The sequence below is a fragment of the Aeromonas sp. ASNIH7 genome, assembly GCF_002903485.1.
Taxonomy (GTDB): Bacteria; Pseudomonadota; Gammaproteobacteria; order Enterobacterales; family Aeromonadaceae; genus Aeromonas; species Aeromonas caviae.
This window is the reverse complement of sequence record NZ_CP026226.1, coordinates 2,158,287-2,176,700: the sequence shown is the minus strand read 5'-3', so window position 1 is coordinate 2,176,700 and position 18,414 is coordinate 2,158,287. Positions and strand designations below refer to the sequence as shown.

Sequence of the window (18,414 nt, the reverse complement as noted above, 5' to 3'; positions counted from 1 at the left end):
TAATACCATCTAAATAACTGATCCCAATAGTGCTACACCTTCGCTGTGCCATAGCCATTCCCCGGGAAAGGAGACACGGTATCCATGAAGTGTTTCACTCGGGCCAGCAGGTTTGCCATCCCTCTGCATTGATGATTGCGCGTGATGGTTTCATGTAACTTGTGCCATAGCCGTTCTATGTGATTAACCCAAGGGCTGTAAACTGGCTGGAACACCAGGCAGAACTTGGGATTCTTCTTCAACCATCGCTCGGTCTGTTTGCTTTTGTGAATGATGTAGTTATCGAGGATCAACGTGATGGTTTTGGCTCGTCGGTAGTGGTGGCGCAGCTTTTCCAGCATGGCAATAAACAGCGATGAGTTTTTCTTGATCCCGCTGACGTAAAGTACCCTTCCGTTGCCTGCGTGGAGAACGCCTGCCAGATAATGCTTGGCATTCTGCCCCGGTGTGACAACCCGCTTTTGCTGCGCTCTGAACATCCAGTCGGCTCCTAATTTGGGATTGAGGTCTATATCGACTTCATCCTCATAAAACACCGGATTATCGGCATCACAGCGGGCCAGCGCGGCGTCGATATTCGCCATTTTTTCCTGATAGGCTGGGTCTTTTATCCGCAAGGTCGGCACGGGCCTGCGCCAGACAATGCCCATACGAGGTAACCATCGGCGGAGCGTGGAGGCTGCCACATTGAGCCCTGTTAACCGATTGATTTTTATAGCCAATAGTTCAGTACACCAACGGCTGCGCTGATAACCAAAATCTTGCGGAGAAAACTGCATGAGCAGCACCAGTAAGGTGACAATCTTGGCGATAGGTAAGACTGGGGCACGGCCAGCCGGTAAGGCTTCTAGCGCATCTATGCCTTCATCTCGATACCACCGAAGCCAACGACCGATGGTCGAGCGCGCAGCGCCGGTAAGGTGATGAACATCGGTGATCGTGCGTCCTTCATGTAACAGCAAGATGGCCATCAAGCGACGAGCATGTCCTTTATCACGGGTGGCATGGATGATTTTGTGAATGCGGCGCCGTTGTGGTCGTGGCAGAGGTGGTAGGATAGGCATCAACTCAGTCCTTTGGGTGTGGCTTGTTTTGTTTAGCGACTAATCAGATCGCACAAACTGGACTGAGTTCCCTTCCTCCGGTGATCTACTATTCGGAACAGCTATTTAGTCGTCCTTGAAGAGCTCGTCGATATAATCCGGATACTTATAGTCATCCGTACCTGGAGAAAGAGGTATCACGGTTGCAGGCACAGTTGATGGCTCGGATGTTGTGACCGGCTCAGCGCGTTTTCTCTCTTCGTCCTTCGCCTTGGCTCGATTACCCCTGATAGCGGCAATGCGCTGGCGATCTGACGCTTCCGATGAGCCTTCAGCTTTAACCTGGGCTTTCGCTTGCTTAATTTTTGAGTCAATCAGCTCATCAACTCTTCGCTTCTCACGATCAGCAACCAGCTTACCTTCTGCCACAACAACCTTCTGCTGTTTGGTTATCAACCAGACATCCCAGAAAGAACAACCTCGGAACTCTCGGGATCGCTCGGTCAACCCACAGACCCAATATTCCGCACTGTTTTTTCGAGGAAGGAAATAGACCATATCAGCAACAGACGGATCATAAGCAACTTCTACTGATTCAGGCTTGGAGACATCCTTGCCCCTATGCAACCACCCCATTTTCAGAATTTCTTGGCAGGTGTAATACACACCAAAGACGCGGAGCCCCAGAGGAGAGATAGTCGCCTGAGTTCTCGGCAACAAACTGACCCGGAGAGCGTCCTCAGGAACCATTCGTAACCGCCCGGATCGATGCTGCAATCCCCAGTTCCATAGTGATAATGGCGTCATCGGCAAATCGGCAGGCATATCGATATCCCGATCATAGGTTTCCAACACATGGTATCGGTTGTGAAACAAGATGGCCGACAGAATGATGGATGTGAACTCATGGATATTCAGCATCGCATCCAACCTGTAATCCTTTCCTCCCCGTTTCTTTATCGTGGTACCAGATACCACTCCGGGAGCAAAAGGTTTGAATACCGCCTGTATGGTTCTGAAAAAACGCTCGACGATCCCTTTGCAATCGCCTCTAAAGGGAGGCGTATTCTCAATCCGGGTAGAGAAGCTTTTTTCCAGAGACTCGATCTGACAACCAAGCAATTCGCCACGATCAGCCAATATGGCATCAGGGATACCTGTAACCGGCCAGTCAGATTCATCAATCTCTATACCGAACTGTTGGCAAAGCTTGATCTTGTCAGTCATGGCCATAGACAGGGTCTGCATTGCTGCCACATAGGAGGGATTCTCAAAACCGATGTAAAAACCGGCTACCATCCGGCTAAACACATCAATGACCATATAGACAATCGGGCGACCCACTATGTTTTGTCGATCACTATCAGAAACCAGATAGATATCAGCTATCGTTGCATCAATCTCATATCGGGACCCGGGGCCGAGGGCTTGCGTATTCGCTGTTGCCCGTAATGGCTTGATATCCTTGTTGTAATCTATCTTGCTGATTCTCTTCTTCAGTTTTTCAACCTGGGAGTATTCCCTCTTGAAGAAGTGTTTCATCTGCCAAATAGTAGGAAACTCCGATTCTGGAGCACTTGGGTTATAGTTTTGATACATCCCCTTGAAACGATTGTGAGTTTCAACGAACGATTTACCATTGTTGATCAGATAGTGTTTTTCTATAGCAGTACGAAAAAGTCGTTCTATATGCTCATCAACGACGACTCCGGCCCCCGCCACCATCTGTCTTGGACGACCAAGTTTTCCACCCTTTGAAACCCTCTTCTTTCCCCTCGCGCCTGAGTTTTTATAATCAGGTAAAAGAGCATTCGGCGTCTGCCCCCGCTGCCAATAACGTCGGATGAGCCGATAAAGATTTTTTTTGGTTGTAGCCTGAGTGGCAATAATTTGACTTACAACTCTGTTTCTTACTCGAGGAAACATGCACTCCGGATTGGATATTAGGGGTTGAATAAGTTGGTAATTTTTATCACGCAGATCTCCTGCCTTTGTCCCTCCATCGGGCTGCGCGTAGTAAAGCTTGGCATAGGGGTCTTCGATCCGCTGCAACACTTCGTTATCGATAGCGTCCAGCAATACCTGTCGCGATATAACAGAAGGAAAAGCAGCCTCGTCATCCAGAGAAATCCAGACTATTTCATCCAGCTGTTCAGCCAGAATACGGTAGGCAATCCCTTCAACGCTGATAACTTCATTGATTCGAAACACGTAATGCCCCCGACATAGCCTCAATATTCTCTAACTGCAAATCCCAGGCTTTCAATTTGGTCACAGGCGTCAAGATGTTGAACAGGAAACAGCGCTGAGCCAGTAGCTGTCTAATCTCCAACAATGATTGCCCCATGGGTTGCTGGTAGGCCGTATCCAGCTGCTTGGCTACCTCTATTACGCTTCTCTCTGGAGCATTCTGGAAGTGATGCTGATAAAACGCCGCTCGCTCCATCAGGACATCAATTTCTATCTCATCCCGTTGTGCCGGATAGAGCCAACTGATGTTTTGCGTAACCACGCTGGGAATGTCCTTCTCCGTGATCAGCCACCAGGGAACACCTTTTTGTAACCAATAGCGGCGTTCCAGCTCCAATTTCTCAATGGTTCTGGCATCACTCAGTGCTTCAGCATACTTAGCTTGCAATGCGAATTTGGGCTGGCAGGTGTCTGTGGTATTGACGAGAAAATCTGAACTCATCACTTGCAGAACGCCGCGAACGGATGGGTGATCTATCCCTGACTCCAAAGCCAGTGCCTTGGTATCTTCCAACCGAAGAGGAAATTGCTCACGAATATCTACCGTTGAACGACTCCACTCCAAAAGCAGGAATACAGCCAATTCCAGATCTGACAACAAGTGGTGGGTTCGTTGCGATTTATGGCCAAAGACACGATGTGAACGACCTTGAGAGGATAGGTCCCTGACAGTTAGCCATGGTTTGTAGTCAGAGCCGTGGCCACTACCTCGCCCCTCACGTAGCCACTTCTGATTCTGCAACTCGTTATTGACGTACTTTTTCCCAGCCATGAAAAAACCGCCCTGCCATTGCTCATAAGTTAAGCTTAGCTAGGGCGGCTTTGGTGTTCAACTTTATTACTTAGTATCCAACTATATTACTTGGTATCCAACTTTATTGCTCAAATACATCTTTTTTCATTTCCGGCGACGGCTTATTCCACAGTCACGGATTTGGCCAGGTTGCGTGGCTGATCCACGTCGGTGCCCTTGATGAGGGCGACGTGGTAGGAGAGCAACTGCAGCGGCACGGTATAGACGATCGGCGCGATCATCTCTTCCACGTGGTTCAGGCTCATCACCCGCATGGTCTCGTCGCTCTTGAAACCGGCGTCCGCATCGGCGAACACATAGAGGATCCCGCCACGGGCGCGCACCTCTTCCACGTTGGACTTGAGCTTCTCCAGCAGATCGTTGTTCGGCGCCACGACGATGATGGGCATCTCGGCATCGATCAGCGCCAGCGGGCCATGCTTCAACTCACCGGCGGCATAGGCCTCGGCGTGGATGTAGGAGATCTCCTTGAGTTTGAGCGCCCCTTCCATGGCGATGGGGTACTGGCTGCCACGACCGAGGAACAGGCTATGGTGCTTGTCGGCAAACTCTTCGGCCAGAGTCTCGATCTGCTTGGCCAGGGCCAGGCTCTCCTTGATGCGCACAGGCAGGGCTTGCAGCGCCTTGACCAGTTCGGCCTCGGCGGCGGCGCTCAGGTTGCCACGGCAGTGACCGACTGAGGCCACCAGCATCAGCAGACCAGCCAGCTGGGTGGTGAACGCCTTGGTGGACGCCACCCCGATTTCTGCCCCCGCACGTGTCATGAAGGCCAGGTCGGATTCGCGCACCAGGGAGGAGCCCGGTACGTTGCAGATGGCCAGCGAGCTCATGTAACCGGATTCCTTGGCCAGACGCAGGGCTGCCAGGGTATCGGCGGTTTCTCCGCTCTGGGAAAGAGTCACCAGCAGGCTGTTGGGGCGTACCACCGACTTGCGGTAGCGGAACTCGGAGGCGATCTCCACGTCGCAGGAGACGCCGGCGATCTCTTCAAACCAGTATCGGGCCACCATGCCGGAGTTGTAGGAGGTGCCGCAGGCGACGATCTGGACGTGCTCGACCTTGTCGAAAATGGCGCGGGCGCCGTTGCCGAAGGACTCGACCACCACGTGATCACTGCCCAAGCGGCCTTCCAGGGTGTTGGTGATGGCCTTGGGCTGCTCGTAGATCTCCTTGAGCATGTAGTGTCGGTATTCGCCCTTGTCACCGGCATCGTGGGACAGCTCGGACTCCAGCTCTTCGCGCACCACGGCATGGCCGTCGGTATCGAAGATGTGCACGTCGCGGCGGGTCACTTCGGCCACATCGCCCTCTTCCAGGAAGATGAAGCGGCGGGTCACCGGCAGCAGGGCCATCTGGTCGGAGGCGATGAAGTTCTCGCCGATGCCGCGGCCGATCACCAGAGGGGAGCCGGAACGGGCCACCACCACGCGGCTGTCGTCACGGCTGTCCATCACCACGGTGCCGTAGGCGCCGCGCAGTTGCTTCACCGCGACCTGCATGGCCGCCAGCAGGCTGGGGGCGGATTTCAGCTCGTGGTGCACCAGGTGGGCAATCACTTCGGTGTCGGTGTCGGAGCTGAACACATAGCCCAGCGCCTTGAGCTCTTCACGCAGCTCTTCGTGGTTCTCGATGATACCGTTGTGCACTACCACGATATGCTCGGAGACATGGGGGTGAGCATTGCGCTCGGACGGCTCGCCATGGGTAGCCCAGCGGGTGTGGGCAATGCCGGTACCACCGTGGACGGACTGCTCTTCCAGCGCCTTGGCCAGCTCGGCCACCTTGCCGAGGCGACGCACCCGCTGCAGCGGCTGGTTGGCGCTGAACACGGCGACACCGGCCGAATCGTAGCCACGGTATTCCAGACGGCGCAGGCCCTCTACCAGGATTTCAGCCACATCACGTTGGGCTACGGCCCCGACGATGCCACACATAGACTTCTCCTTGAAACGTAAGACGTTAATTCGGTTGGATAATGGTTTGTTCAGGTCACACGGCCACGGGGGCGCAAATCAGCTGGATCCCCCTGGCCTGGATCTGTTCTCTGGCCGCACTGGCCAGCCCTTCGTCGGTCACCAGGGTATGGATGCCGGACCAGGGCAGTTCGAGATTGGGGATCTTGCGGCCGATCTTCTCCGACTCCACCATGACGATGACCTCTCGCGACACTTCGGCCATGACCCGGGAGAGGCCCACCAGCTCATTGAAGGTGGTGGTACCGCGTTCCGGGTCAATGCCGTCGGCACCGATGAACAGCTGGTCGAAGTCATAGGAGCGCAGCACCTGCTCCGCCACCTGCCCCTGAAAGGATTCGGAGTGGGGATCCCAGGTCCCGCCAGTCATCAGCAGGGTGGGTTCGTTTTCCAGCTCACGCAGGGCACCGGCCACATTGAGGGAGTTGGTCATGACGATGAGGCCGCGCTTGTTGCCCAGCATGGGGATCATGGCGCTGGTGGTGCTGCCGCTGTCGATGATGACGCGGTTGTGATCGCGGATCCGCTCGGCGGCGGCGCGGGCAATGGCCAGCTTTCGATTCGAAACTTGTTCCGGGTTGCTGTCCACCACCATCTCGCTGGGGAGGGGAACGGCACCGCCGTAGCGACGCAGCAACAGGCCACCGGTCTCCAGCACCGCCAGATCTTTGCGGATGGTCACCTCGGAAGTGGCGAAGTGTTTGGCCAGGGCATCGACGCTGACTTCCCCCTGCTCCTGCACCAGACTCACTATGGTGTGACGGCGCTGCTGTGTGTTGCGTTTGGTCATTTATAAGTTTCGATTCGAAAGAATGACGAAATATTAATGCCTTTTCGGGAAAAATCAAACGGCAAATAGGATCCGATTTGGTTCGATGCCAGAATGAGGAGCCGATTTGCGACGAGGACGCCATGCAAAAACGACTCATCTGGCTGGTGGAAGATGAAGCCAGCATTGCCGATACCCTGATCTATGCCCTGCAGACCGATGGTTTCGAGGTGGAGTGGTTCCCCCTCGGTCAGCCGTTGCTGGCGCGACTGGAACAGACGCGACCGGATTTTTTGATCCTGGATGTGGGGCTGCCGGATATCAGCGGTTTCGAACTGTGCAAGCGGGTGCGGGCACTGACCGATATTCCCCTGATGTTTCTCACCGCCCGCAGCGAGGAGATAGACAGGCTGATCGGGCTGGAGATAGGGGCAGACGACTATGTGGCCAAACCCTTCTCGCCCCGTGAGGTGTGCGCCCGGGTGCGGGTCATCCTGCGCCGCAGCCAGCCCGCCCCCTCCCAGCCGATACAGCCACTCGCCCTGGACGAGGAGCGGGCACGAATCTGCTTCCTGGGCCAGCCCCTGACGCTCACCCGCTATGAGTACCTGCTGCTCAAGACCCTGATGCTGGCGCCGGGTCGGGTCTACTCCCGCCAGCAGCTGATGGATCTGGTGTGGCAGGATGCGGAAGAGAGTCTGGATCGCACCGTCGACACCCACATCAAGACCCTGAGAGCCAAGCTGCGGGAGCGGGACCCTGACGCCAACCTGATCCTGACACACCGCGGGCTGGGCTACAGTCTGGAGCTGGCATGAACTCAGGGTGGCCGGGCATCGGCAGGGGGATGAGATGAGAATCGGATTGCAACTGCTGTGCGGCCTGGTGCTGATCTTCGCCCTGGCCGCCTGGTTCGTGCTGGAGATCTTCGTCGAGGAGATCAAGCCCGGGGTACGCAGCGCCACCGAAGATACCCTGGTGGACATGGCGCAGATGCTGGCCCCCTGGCCCTGGACGACATGCAGGAAGGAAAGATGGCGAATGGCCGGCTGGCCAGCGCCTTCGCCCGCCTCAACCAGAGTCCCATCAATGCCCTCATCGATGGCCACCTCAAGCAGCAGGCGGAGTACCGCATCTATGTGACCGACGCAAAAGGCAGGGTGGTCTACGACTCGGACGGGGTGGATCTGGGCAAGGACTATTCCCGCTGGAACGACGTCTACCTGACCCTGCGCGGCGAATATGGCGCCCGCAGCACCCGCAGCGACCCCGACGATCCCGCCAGCTCGGTGATGCACGTGGCCGCCCCGCTGCGGGAAGGGGATGACATCCTCGGCTCCCTCACCGTCGCCAAGCCCAACAGCACCCTGCAGCCCATGATAGAGCGCAGCGAACACCAGTTACTAAGAGGGGCGGCCCTGCTGCTGTTCATCTCGCTGCTCATCGGCGCCTTGCTAGTGTGGTGGCTCAACCGCGCCATCGGCAAGCTGGTGCACTATGCAGATGCAATCAGTCAGGGTCAGCCCGCCAGCCTGCCGCGCCTCTACAGCCCCGAACTGGACAGGCTAGGCCACTCCCTGGAAACCATGCGCCGCCAACTGGACGGCAAGGCCTATATCGAGGCCTATGTCCACAGCCTGACCCACGAGCTCAAAAGCCCGCTGGCGGCCATTCGCGGGGCGGGGGAGATTCTGGCCGAGGCGCCGCCGCCGGACATCGCAAAGCGCTTTATCGGCAACATCAATCTGGAGACGGCCCGCATGCAGCAGCTGATCGAGCGCATGCTGCAACTCGCCCGCCTCGAATCAGGGCAGGGGCTGGACAGACAATCCGTCGAGCCGGCCCGGCTGGGCAGACGGGTGCTCGACGCCCGCCAGATCCAGGCCCAGCGCCGCCAGATCTCCCTGCACGCCGAGCTGGGGGAAGGTCAGAAGCAGAAGTGGGATCCCCTGCTGGTGGAGCAGGCCCTTGGCAACCTGCTGGACAACGCCCTCGATTTCGCCCCCGTCGGCAGTACCCTGGTGCTGAGCGGCGCCATGGAGGAGGGGGGTTATTGCTTCCGGGTGCGGGATCAGGGGCCAGGCATTCCCGACTTTGCGCTGCCCAGGATTTTCGAGCGTTTCTACTCCCTGCCAAGGCCAGACAAGGGAAAAAGCAGCGGCCTCGGGCTCAGTTTTGCCATGGAGGTGGCACGCCAGCATGGCGGCCATCTTGCTCTTGCCAATCAGCCGGACGGGGGGGTGCTGGCCACACTCTGGCTGCCCGGCAACTGAGGACACTTCACACCAAGCACACAGAGCCGGGCTAAGCTGCACCTCCTCGATGACGACCTTCCCCGTCGATGCGCATTCATATTAATCAAGGAGATAGATATGCCCCGTATGCTGTTGTCCGGTCTGCTTGCTGCTGGCCTCTTCTGTGCACTGCCTGCCAGCGCCGCTTCTGGCTGCATGCTGTTTGCGGATGGAACCGGCAAACCCGTCAGCACCCAGGGGGACTGTGCCGCCCAGTTGACCCCGGCCTCCACCTTCAAGATCCCGCTGGCACTGATGGGCTATGACAGCGGCTTCCTGGTGGATGAACAACTGCCGGCCCTGCCGTTCAAGGCCGGTGATCCTGATTTCCTGCCGGAGTGGAAACAGACCACCACCCCGAGCAGCTGGATGAAGAACTCCGTCATCTGGTATTCCCAGCGCCTCACCGAGTGGCTGGGAGAGGCTCGCTTCCAGCACTACGTGGACAGCTTCGACTACGGCAACCGGGATCTCGAAGGCAACCCGGGCAAGCACGACGGTCTGACCCAGGCCTGGCTCAGCGCCAGCCTCGCCATCAGCCCCCAGGAGCAAGCCCGCTTCCTTGGCAAGATGGTGAGCGGCAAGCTGCCGGTCTCCGCCCAGACCCTGCGCCATACCGCCAACCTGATGCGTCAGCCCGACATCGACGGTTGGCAGATCCACGGCAAGACCGGCATGGGTTACCCCAAGCTGCTGGATGGCAGCCTGGACAGGGAGCAGCAGATCGGCTGGTTCGTCGGCTGGGCCAGCAAACAGGGCAAGACGCTCATCTTCGTCCACACCGTCATCCAGAAGCCGGGCAAGCAGTTCGCTTCCCTCAGGGCCAGGGAGGAGGTGTTCGCCGCCCTGCCGGCCCGGTTGAAGACACTCTGATGCCAGCAACACCGGCGCCTGGCGCCGGTTTTTTTATCCCCCTTCACCACCACTTCACACTGCCCCATCCTCCCTTCACGCGACCCCAGCACACTCCCGTTCAACAACAAGGAGACGTGTCATGGTCAAACAGATTTTCACCCACAAGATCGCCCTGCTGCTGTTGCTCTGCCTGCTGATGATGATCCCGGTTCACGCCATCATGGAGCTGAATCGGGAGCGCCAGGCCTATCGCAGTCAGGCCATTCACAGCATCATGGCCAGCCACAGCGGGCCCCAGCGCCTGATGGGGCCCGTACTGGTACAGCCCTATACCCGGGCCGTCACCGTCGAGCAGGATGGCAAACATTTCGTGCGCAAGGAGCAGGTCTATCGCTACCTGCTGCCCCAGAGGCTGGACGTGCGGGCCAGCATGGAGGTGACCCCGCGCAAGCTCGGCATCTATCAGGCCCAGATTTATCACAGTCGCCTCTCACTCTCCGGCCTGATGCCCACCAGCCTGGCTGACAAGGGGCTGGTGGCCGGCAACCCGAACCTGAGCTTCGACCCGGCGGATCCCGCCCTGGTGCCGGGCAAACCCTATCTCAGCCTGATCCTCTCCGATGCCCGGGGCATCAGCCGCGTACCCGAACTGCAATGGGGGGAGCAACGCATCCCGTTTGCCCCTGGTGCCCAGCTGGGGGACGGGCGAGTGGGGATCCATGCCCCGCTCGACGCCTTGCCAGACGAAGATGGCCGCTTTCACATCGAGCTCGATCTGCAAGGCATGAATGCGCTGGAAGTGGTGCCGCTCGGACAGGACAGCCGGTTTCACCTAAGCGGCAACTGGCCCCATCCCAATTTTCTCGGCGACTTTCTGCCCGGTGAACGCACCCTTGCGGATCAAGGGTTCGAGGCAAGCTGGCAGACCAGCTGGTTCGCCACCGACATGGAGAGCCGCTTCAACCGCATGATGAAGGGAGCCGGTACCAAACTGCCGTCATTCAGCGTCAGCCTGGTGCAACCGGTGGATCACTATCAGCTGAACGAGCGGGCCGCCAAATATGCCCTGCTGTTCATCGGCCTCACCTTCATCAGCTTCTTCATGTTCGAGCTGCTCAAGGGGCTGCGGGTACACCCCATCCAGTACGCGCTGGTGGGCATGGGGCTGGCCATCTTCTATCTGGTGCTGCTGGCGCTGACCGAGCATCTCGGCTTTACCTTGGCCTATCTCATTGCCGCCCTGGCCAGTGTGGCCCTCAACGGCTTTTACCTGAGCCATGTGCTGGGCGGCCCAAAACAGGGCATGGGATTCGCCGCCCTGCTGGGGCTGGTCTACGCCATCCTGTTCGGGCTGCTGCAGGCCGAGGAGACAGCCCTGTTGCTCGGCGCCCTGCTGCTGTTCGCCACCCTGGCGCTGGTCATGGGGCTGACTCGCAAGCTCGACTGGTATCAGGTGATGGAGAACAGTCCCTCCGCCACCGCATGGGCGGCCCCCCAGCCATCGACCAGTGACACCAGCCATCAGCCATAAGCAAAAAAACCGGCGCCCTCGGGCGCCGGTTTGCATTTCATTGATCGGGCATCACTTCTTCTTGACCGGACGGGGCCAGTTCGGAATGTGGCGCTGGGGCACCCGGGTGATCACCAGCTCGTTTTCCGCCACATCCTTGGTGATGGTGGAACCCGCCCCCAGGGTCGCCCCCTTGCCGATCCGCACCGGCGCCACCAGCTGGGTATCGGAGCCGACGAAGACATCGTCCTCGATGATGGTCTGGAACTTGTTCACCCCGTCGTAATTGCAGGTGATGGTGCCAGCACCGATGTTCACCTTGGCGCCGACGTCCGCATCCCCCAGATAGGTCAGATGACCGCACTTCGAGCCCACCCCCAGCCGGGCCTTCTTCATCTCGACGAAGTTGCCGACATGGGCATCCTGCTCCAGCACGGCACCCGGGCGCAGGCGGGTAAAGGGCCCGACCGAGCACTGGTCGGCAATTTGCGCACCTTCGATGACAGAGTAGGGTTTCACCTCGGTGTGGTCGCCGATGACGCAATCCTTCAATACGCTGCCGGCACCGATGCGCACGTGATTACCCAGCACCACCTTGCCTTCGATGATGACGTTGACGTCGATCACCACCTCCTCCCCGATTTCCAGGGTGCCGCGCAGATCGAAACGGGCCGGATCGATCAGGGTGGCGCCGGCGATCATCAGCTTCTCGGCCTGCATCTGCTGGTAGCTGCGCTCAAGCGCAGCCAGCTGCACCCGGTTGTTGGCCCCTTCCACTTCCATGGCGCTGTCAGGGTGGACGGCGGCGATGGCACAACCATCCCCATGGGCCATGGCGATGACGTCAGTCAGATAGAACTCGCCCTGGGCATTCTTGTTGTCCAGGCGGGAGAGCCAGCTACGCAGCAGACCACCGTTGGCCACCAACACGCCGGTGTTCACTTCGCGGATGGCAAGTTGCTCGGCGTTGGCATCCTTCTGCTCGACAATGCCGACCACCTGACCATGTTCCCGCACGATGCGGCCATAGCCGGTCGGGTTGTCCAGTACCACGGTCAGCAGCGCCATGCCATCGTCGGCCTTGGCGGCCAGCAAGCGTTGCAGGGTCTCGGGCTGGATCAGCGGGGTATCGCCGTAGAGCACCAGCACGTCGTCTTCGTCATGCCAGAACGGAATGGCCTGGGCGACGGCATGGCCGGTCCCCAGTTGCTGGGCCTGCAGCACCCAGTTCACATCTTCCGCGACGATCCGCTCCTTGAGCAGCTCGGCACCGTGGCCATAGACCAGGTGCAACTGTTCGGCACCAATCTGGCGAGCGGTATCGATCACATGGGAGACCATGGGCTTGTTGGCCACGGGGTGCAGCACCTTGGGGAGAACAGAACGCATACGAGTACCTTTACCCGCAGCCAGGATCACGACATTGAGAGACATAGCTAGCCTTTGAAACAGGTGGAAATGCTGGGCGGAGTCTATCCAACGGGCAAAAAAAAAGCGACCCGAAGGTCGCTTTTTGCATCACCGTGATTAGCGGTAATTCTTTTTGACGATATCGATAACCCGCAGCTGGGCCATCGCTTTGGCCAGCTCGGCAGATGCCTGAGCATAGTCGATATCACCATGGGAGCTGTTGATCCGCTCTTCGGCACGACGCTTGGCTTCCTGGGCTTTCGCCTCATCCAGATCGTCTGCGCGAATGGCGGTATCGGCCAGCACGGTCACGGCTTCGGGTTGTACTTCCAGCATGCCGCCGGAGATGTACAGCACCTCTTCGCTACCATTTTGCTTGATCAAGCGGACCAGGCCCGGCTTGATGGCAGTCAGCAACGGAGCATGACCGTGGCGGAGACCCAGCTCACCTTCGGAGCCTGATACCTGGGCAGATTGCACGCGACCGGAAAACAGTTTTCCTTCGGCGCTCACCACATCCAGGTGAAAGGAGATCATCTCAGCCATGGGCCCTCCTATCGAGGCTTACAGTTTCTTGGACTTCTCGACGACTTCGTCGATGCCGCCAACCATGTAGAACGCCTGCTCCGGCAGATCGTCATACTCGCCCTTCAGGATGCCCTGGAAGCCACGGATGGTTTCCTTCAGCGGCACGTATTTGCCCGGAGAACCGGTAAATACTTCGGCCACGAAAAACGGCTGGGACAGGAAACGCTCGATCTTACGGGCACGGGCTACGGTCAGTTTGTCTTCTTCTGACAGTTCATCCATACCCAGGATGGCGATGATGTCCTTCAGCTCCTTGTAGCGCTGCAGTACGGTCTGAACGCCACGAGCGGTCTCGTAGTGCTCCTTGCCAACCACCAGCGGATCCAGCTGACGGGAGGTGGAGTCCAGCGGGTCAACGGCCGGGTAGATACCCAGTGCCGCGATCTGACGGGACAGTACGACGGTCGCATCCAGGTGGGCGAAGGTGGTCGCCGGAGACGGGTCGGTCAAGTCATCCGCAGGCACGTAAACGGCCTGTACGGAGGTGATGGAACCGGTCTTGGTGGAGGTGATGCGCTCTTGCAGAACACCCATCTCCTCGGCCAGGGTCGGCTGGTAACCTACTGCGGAGGGCATACGGCCCAGCAGTGCGGATACTTCGGTACCGGCCAGGGTGTAACGGTAGATGTTGTCCACGAAGAACAGCACGTCACGACCTTCGTCACGGAACTTCTCGGCCATGGTCAGGCCGGTCAGCGCCACGCGCAGACGGTTTCCGGGCGGCTCGTTCATCTGACCGTAAACCAGAGATACTTTGTCCAGTACGTTGGACTCCATCATCTCGTGGTAGAAGTCGTTACCCTCACGGGTACGCTCACCTACACCGGCGAACACGGAGTAACCGCTGTGCTCGATCGCGATGTTACGGATCAGCTCCATCATGTTGACGGTCTTGCCTACACCGGCGCCGCCGAACAGACCAACCTTACCACCCTTGGCGAACGGACATACCAGGTCGATAACCTTGATGCCGGTCTCCAGCAGCTCGGTGCTGTTGGACTGATCTTCGTAGCTGGGGGCTTCGCGGTGGATGGACCAACGCTCTTCTTCGCCGATCGGACCCTTCTCGTCGATGGGGTCGCCCAGTACGTTCATGATACGGCCCAGGGTCGAGGTACCGACCGGTACCTGGATGGCCTTGCCGCTGTTAACTACTTCCAACCCACGACGCAGACCGTCGGAGGAACCCATGGTGATGCAACGCACGACGCCGCCGCCGATCTGTTGCTGAACTTCCAGTACCAGACCCTGGCCTTGGCCTTCGCTGACAACCTTCAGTGCATCGTACACCTGGGGCACGGCATTCTGCGGGAACTCGATGTCCACCACAGCGCCGATGATTTGGACGATGAAACCGTTACTCATGTCAAATCCTCTAAACCTTTGATAACCCTTGCCTTACACCGCAGCAGCACCGGAAACGATCTCTGTGAGCTCCTGGGTAATACTGGCCTGACGGGCCTTGTTGTATACCAGTTGCAGATCGTTAATCAGGTTGCCGGCGTTGTCAGTCGCGGCTTGCATGGCAACCATTCGGGCTGCCTGTTCACTTGCCAAGTTTTCTACCACACCCTGGTAGACCTGGGATTCGACGTAGCGAATCAGCAGGGTATCCAGCAGTTGCTTGGGATCCGGCTCATAGAGGTAGTCCCAGTGGTGCTTCTTGGCGAGCTTGCTGTCTTCTGTTACGGGCAAAGGCAGCAGTTGATCGACTTTTGGTTGCTGAACCATGGTGTTGACGAACTTGTTGTACACCAGATACAGCCTGTCAATCTCACCGTTGTCGTAAGCCTTCAGCATGACCTTCACTGAACCGATCAGGTCATTGACGCTCGGGTTATCACCCAGTCCGGAGACGTGGGCTTTCACCTTGGCGCCGTGCCGTTCAAAGAAGTTGGAGGCCTTGTTACCGATCAATGCCAGGTCAACCTTGGCACCTTTCGCGCTCCATTGCTTCATATCATTGAGGGCAGCCTTGAACAGATTGATGTTCAGACCACCACACAGGCCACGGTCGGTGGAGACGACGATGTAACCCACTCGCTTCACCTCACGTTCGATGAGGTAGGGGTGCTTGTATTCCAAGTTCCCCTGAGCGATATGGCCGATCACCTTGCGCATGGTTTCAGCGTACGGACGGCTGGCAGACATGCGTTCCTGCGCACGGCGCATCTTGCTCGCTGCCACCATTTCCATAGCGCTGGTGATCTTCTGAGTGTTCTTCACACTCCCGATCTTGTTACGTATCTCTTTTGCGCCGGCCATCTCTTCTCTCCATCAGGTGGCAGCTTGCGCTGCCACACACGCTTACCAGGTCTGGGTTGCCTTGAAGTCATCCAGCAACGCAGTCAGCTTGCCAACGATCGCGTCGTTGTAGTCGGCCTTGGCATTGATTTCAGCCATCAGCTCGGCATGCTGGGTATTGGCGTAAGAGAGCAGAGCGGCTTCGAAGTCGACGATCTTGCTCAGTTCGACATCGGCGAGATAACCCTTCTCGGCGGCGAACAGCACCAGGGACTGCTGGGCCACGCTCATCGGAGAGTACTGCTTCTGCTTCATCAGCTCGGTGACTTTCTGACCGTGATCCAGCTGCTTGCGAGTGGCATCGTCCAGGTCGGAAGAGAACTGGGCAAATGCCGCCAGTTCGCGGTACTGGGCCAGCGCGGTACGGATACCACCTGACAGCTTCTTGACGATCTTGGTCTGAGCAGCACCGCCCACACGGGATACGGAGATACCCGGGTCAACCGCCGGACGAATACCGGAGTTGAACAGCTGGGAGGTCAGGAAGATCTGGCCATCGGTGATGGAGATCACGTTGGTCGGAACGAACGCAGAGACGTCACCGGCCTGGGTTTCGATGATCGGCAGGGCGGTCAGGGAACCGGTCTGGCCTTTCACGGCACCATTGGTGAACTTCTCTACGTACTCGGCGTTGACGCGAGCAGCACGCTCCAGCAGACGGGAGTGCAGATAGAAGACGTCACCCGGGTAAGCTTCACGTCCAGGCGGACGGCGCAGCAGCAGGGAGATCTGGCGATAGGCAACGGCCTGCTTGGACAGGTCATCATAGATGATCAGTGCGTCTTCGCCGCGGTCACGGAAGTACTCGCCCATGGAGCAACCGGCGTAGGGAGCCAGGTACTGCAGAGCAGCCGCTTCGGAGGCAGAAGCCACGACCACGATGGTGTTGGCCAGGGCGCCGTGCTCTTCCAGCTTGCGCACCACGTTGGCGATGGTGGAGGCCTTCTGGCCGATCGCAACGTAGACGCACTTAATGCCGGAATCTTTCTGGTTGATGATGGTGTCGATGGCGATGGCGGTCTTACCAACTTGGCGGTCACCGATGATCAGCTCACGCTGGCCACGACCGATAGGGATCATGGCATCGATGGCTTTCAGACCGGTCTGGACTGGCTGGTCAACAGACTTACGCTCGATAACGCCCGGGGCGATCACTTCGATCGGCGAGAAGCCGTCGTTGTCTACCGGACCCTTACCGTCGATCGGCTGACCCAGGGTGTTGACCACCCGGCCCAACAGACCACGACCGACCGGCACTTCCAGAATGCGGCCGGTACCCTTTACCTTCATCCCTTCGGCCAGATCGGCATAGGGACCCATTACTACGGCACCAACGGAGTCACGCTCCAGGTTCAATGCCAGAGCGAAGCGGTTGCCCGGCAGCTCGATCATCTCACCCTGCATGGCATCGGCCAGACCGTGGATACGAATGATACCGTCGCTTACAGAAACGATGGTACCTTCGTTACGCGCTTCGCTTTTGACATCAAACTGCGCAATGCGCTGCTTGATCAGCTCGGCGATTTCAGTGGAATTCAGTTGCATGCTCTAATACCCCAATCAAGATTGCAGCGCATCGGCCATGCGATCCAGCTTACCGCGGACCGTGCCGTCGATAACGAGATCACCGGCCTTGATGAGCACCCCGGCCATCAAGGACGCATCTGTGCTGCAATTCAGCTTCACTTTGCGCGCGAGACGTTGTTCCAGAGAAGCCTGAATATTGGCTTTCTGCTGGTCGGTCAGTTCGATCGCCGAAATCACGTCAGCCTGAACTTCTTTGTCCAGTTCAGCCTTGAGCGCGACGAATTCGGCAACGACCGCCGGCAGCACACCCAAGCGACCATTCTCGGCCATCACCCGGATCAGGTTCTGACCGTGCTCGTTGAGCTGCTCACCGCAGACACCGACAAACAGCTTTGCCAGTTCTTCGGCAGCAACGGAGCCGTTTACCAGGCTGTGCATGGTCTCGTTTTCTGCCACCTGAGCGGCGAAATCGAGCATCTCCAGCCATTGGTCAACCGCCTTGTGCTCAACGGCAAACTCGAAAGCAGCCTTGGCGTAGGGGCGAGCGATTGTAGTCAGTTCAGACATAGCCCCGTTCCCGTTACAGTTCTGCTACCAGTTTGTCGACGATGTCGCTGTTGGCAGCCTGGTCGATTTGGCGTGCCAGGATCTTCTCTGCACCCGCGATGGCAAGAGCAGCAACCTGCTTGCGCAGTTCTTCTTTGGCACGATGACGTTCAGCTTCGATCTCTGCACGGCCCTGAGCCAGGATTTTCTCCCGCTCAGCTTGGGCTCCGACAGCAGCCTCATCAATGATCTGGGCCTTGCGTTTGTTGGCCTGATCGATGATTTCAGCAGCCTGAAGCTTGGCTTCTTTCAGCTGATCGGTGGCGTTGGCCTTGGCCAGCTCCAGATCTTTCTTGGCACGCTCTGCAGAAGAGAGGCCGTCAGCGATTTCTTTCTGACGGGCTTCGATGGCAGCCATCAGCGGCGGCCATACGTACTTCATGCAAAACACTACGAAGATGAAAAAAGCAACTGCTTGGCCGAGGAGGGTGGCGTTGATATTCACAGCCGATGTCCTCTTTAGTTAGTTAA

The 18,414-nt window shown here is 58.0% G+C and carries 15 protein-coding genes and 1 pseudogene; 4 read left to right on the top strand and 12 right to left on the bottom strand.

Annotation, left to right across the window (positions count from 1 at the left end; genetic code table 11):
- Positions 1-32: 32 nt before the first annotated feature.
- From C2U47_RS10280 to C2U47_RS10260, 5 genes are all read right to left on the bottom strand, one after another.
- Entirely contained in the window at positions 33-1,064 is a 1,032-nt protein-coding gene (locus C2U47_RS10280) for an IS630-like element ISAhy2 family transposase (RefSeq protein WP_001809438.1), read from the bottom strand.
- A 105-nt stretch (positions 1,065-1,169) separates the two neighbouring features.
- A complete protein-coding gene (locus C2U47_RS10275; RefSeq protein ID WP_103261626.1) occupies positions 1,170-3,254 on the bottom strand; it encodes a Mu transposase C-terminal domain-containing protein in 2,085 nt (694 codons plus the stop codon).
- Positions 3,238-4,065 (bottom strand): heteromeric transposase endonuclease subunit TnsA, encoded by an 828-nt coding sequence (locus tag C2U47_RS10270; RefSeq protein WP_052815740.1) that lies wholly within the window; start codon positions 4,063-4,065, stop codon positions 3,238-3,240. Before C2U47_RS10270 ends, C2U47_RS10275 begins: the two co-directional genes overlap by 17 nt.
- 143 nt (positions 4,066-4,208) lie before the next feature.
- Positions 4,209-6,041 (bottom strand): glutamine--fructose-6-phosphate transaminase (isomerizing), encoded by a 1,833-nt coding sequence (glmS, locus tag C2U47_RS10265; protein WP_042016118.1) that lies wholly within the window; start codon positions 6,039-6,041, stop codon positions 4,209-4,211.
- 55 nt (positions 6,042-6,096) lie between these two features.
- Positions 6,097-6,870 (bottom strand): DeoR/GlpR family DNA-binding transcription regulator, encoded by a 774-nt coding sequence (locus C2U47_RS10260; protein ID WP_049637205.1) that lies wholly within the window; start codon positions 6,868-6,870, stop codon positions 6,097-6,099.
- Between the two features lie 122 nt (positions 6,871-6,992).
- Here C2U47_RS10260 and blrA point away from each other — a divergent pair, with 122 nt between their 5' ends.
- From blrA to creD, 4 genes and pseudogenes are all read left to right on the top strand, one after another.
- Entirely contained in the window at positions 6,993-7,667 is a 675-nt protein-coding gene (gene blrA, locus C2U47_RS10255) for a beta-lactam response regulator transcription factor BlrA (RefSeq protein WP_010672254.1), read from the top strand.
- Positions 7,668-7,701: 34 nt separating this feature from the next.
- Positions 7,702-9,122 (top strand): annotated as a pseudogene (blrB, locus tag C2U47_RS10250) (beta-lactam sensor histidine kinase BlrB).
- Between the two features lie 99 nt (positions 9,123-9,221).
- Complete coding sequence (locus tag C2U47_RS10245) at positions 9,222-10,016, top strand: class D beta-lactamase OXA-780 (protein WP_049637206.1); 795 nt, start codon at positions 9,222-9,224, stop codon at positions 10,014-10,016.
- Between the two features lie 121 nt (positions 10,017-10,137).
- Entirely contained in the window at positions 10,138-11,529 is a 1,392-nt protein-coding gene (gene creD, locus C2U47_RS10240; protein WP_049637207.1) for a cell envelope integrity protein CreD, read from the top strand.
- 51 nt (positions 11,530-11,580) lie between these two features.
- Here creD and glmU read toward each other — a convergent pair whose 3' ends face one another.
- The 7 genes from glmU to atpF all read right to left on the bottom strand — a co-directional run bounded on the left by glmU (position 11,581) and on the right by atpF (position 18,388).
- Positions 11,581-12,942, bottom strand: a complete 1,362-nt coding sequence (glmU, locus tag C2U47_RS10235; RefSeq protein ID WP_049637208.1) for a bifunctional UDP-N-acetylglucosamine diphosphorylase/glucosamine-1-phosphate N-acetyltransferase GlmU — start codon at positions 12,940-12,942, stop codon at positions 11,581-11,583.
- A 93-nt stretch (positions 12,943-13,035) separates the two neighbouring features.
- A complete protein-coding gene (locus tag C2U47_RS10230; RefSeq protein ID WP_010672259.1) occupies positions 13,036-13,464 on the bottom strand; it encodes a F0F1 ATP synthase subunit epsilon in 429 nt (142 codons plus the stop codon).
- 18 nt (positions 13,465-13,482) lie between these two features.
- Positions 13,483-14,871, bottom strand: coding sequence for a F0F1 ATP synthase subunit beta (gene atpD, locus C2U47_RS10225; protein ID WP_010672260.1), 1,389 nt, complete (start codon positions 14,869-14,871; stop codon positions 13,483-13,485).
- 33 nt (positions 14,872-14,904) lie between these two features.
- Positions 14,905-15,771: a F0F1 ATP synthase subunit gamma gene (gene atpG, locus C2U47_RS10220; RefSeq protein WP_010672261.1), complete on the bottom strand. Its 867-nt coding sequence runs from the start codon at positions 15,769-15,771 to the stop codon at positions 14,905-14,907.
- A gap of 42 nt (positions 15,772-15,813) precedes the next feature.
- Positions 15,814-17,355, bottom strand: coding sequence for a F0F1 ATP synthase subunit alpha (gene atpA / locus C2U47_RS10215; RefSeq protein ID WP_010672262.1), 1,542 nt, complete (start codon positions 17,353-17,355; stop codon positions 15,814-15,816).
- Positions 17,356-17,370: 15 nt separating this feature from the next.
- The gene (gene atpH, locus C2U47_RS10210) at positions 17,371-17,904 is read right to left on the bottom strand and encodes a F0F1 ATP synthase subunit delta (protein WP_010672263.1); all 534 of its coding nucleotides are present in this window, start codon (positions 17,902-17,904) and stop codon (positions 17,371-17,373) included.
- Between the two features lie 13 nt (positions 17,905-17,917).
- Positions 17,918-18,388, bottom strand: a complete 471-nt coding sequence (gene atpF / locus C2U47_RS10205; RefSeq protein WP_010672264.1) for a F0F1 ATP synthase subunit B — start codon at positions 18,386-18,388, stop codon at positions 17,918-17,920.
- Positions 18,389-18,414: the final 26 nt, after the last annotated feature.

Coding starts and splice junctions, on each gene's coding strand:
- C2U47_RS10280 (WP_001809438.1), bottom strand. CDS start 1,064: ATGCCTATCCTACCACCTCTGCCACGACCACAACGGCGCCGCATTCAC.
- C2U47_RS10270 (WP_052815740.1), bottom strand. CDS start 4,065: ATGGCTGGGAAAAAGTACGTCAATAACGAGTTGCAGAATCAGAAGTGG.
- glmS (WP_042016118.1), bottom strand. CDS start 6,041: ATGTGTGGCATCGTCGGGGCCGTAGCCCAACGTGATGTGGCTGAAATC.
- C2U47_RS10260 (WP_049637205.1), bottom strand. CDS start 6,870: ATGACCAAACGCAACACACAGCAGCGCCGTCACACCATAGTGAGTCTG.
- blrA (WP_010672254.1), top strand. CDS start 6,993: ATGCAAAAACGACTCATCTGGCTGGTGGAAGATGAAGCCAGCATTGCC.
- C2U47_RS10245 (WP_049637206.1), top strand. CDS start 9,222: ATGCCCCGTATGCTGTTGTCCGGTCTGCTTGCTGCTGGCCTCTTCTGT.
- creD (WP_049637207.1), top strand. CDS start 10,138: ATGGTCAAACAGATTTTCACCCACAAGATCGCCCTGCTGCTGTTGCTC.
- glmU (WP_049637208.1), bottom strand. CDS start 12,942: ATGTCTCTCAATGTCGTGATCCTGGCTGCGGGTAAAGGTACTCGTATG.
- C2U47_RS10230 (WP_010672259.1), bottom strand. CDS start 13,464: ATGGCTGAGATGATCTCCTTTCACCTGGATGTGGTGAGCGCCGAAGGA.
- atpD (WP_010672260.1), bottom strand. CDS start 14,871: ATGAGTAACGGTTTCATCGTCCAAATCATCGGCGCTGTGGTGGACATC.
- atpG (WP_010672261.1), bottom strand. CDS start 15,771: ATGGCCGGCGCAAAAGAGATACGTAACAAGATCGGGAGTGTGAAGAAC.
- atpA (WP_010672262.1), bottom strand. CDS start 17,355: ATGCAACTGAATTCCACTGAAATCGCCGAGCTGATCAAGCAGCGCATT.
- atpH (WP_010672263.1), bottom strand. CDS start 17,904: ATGTCTGAACTGACTACAATCGCTCGCCCCTACGCCAAGGCTGCTTTC.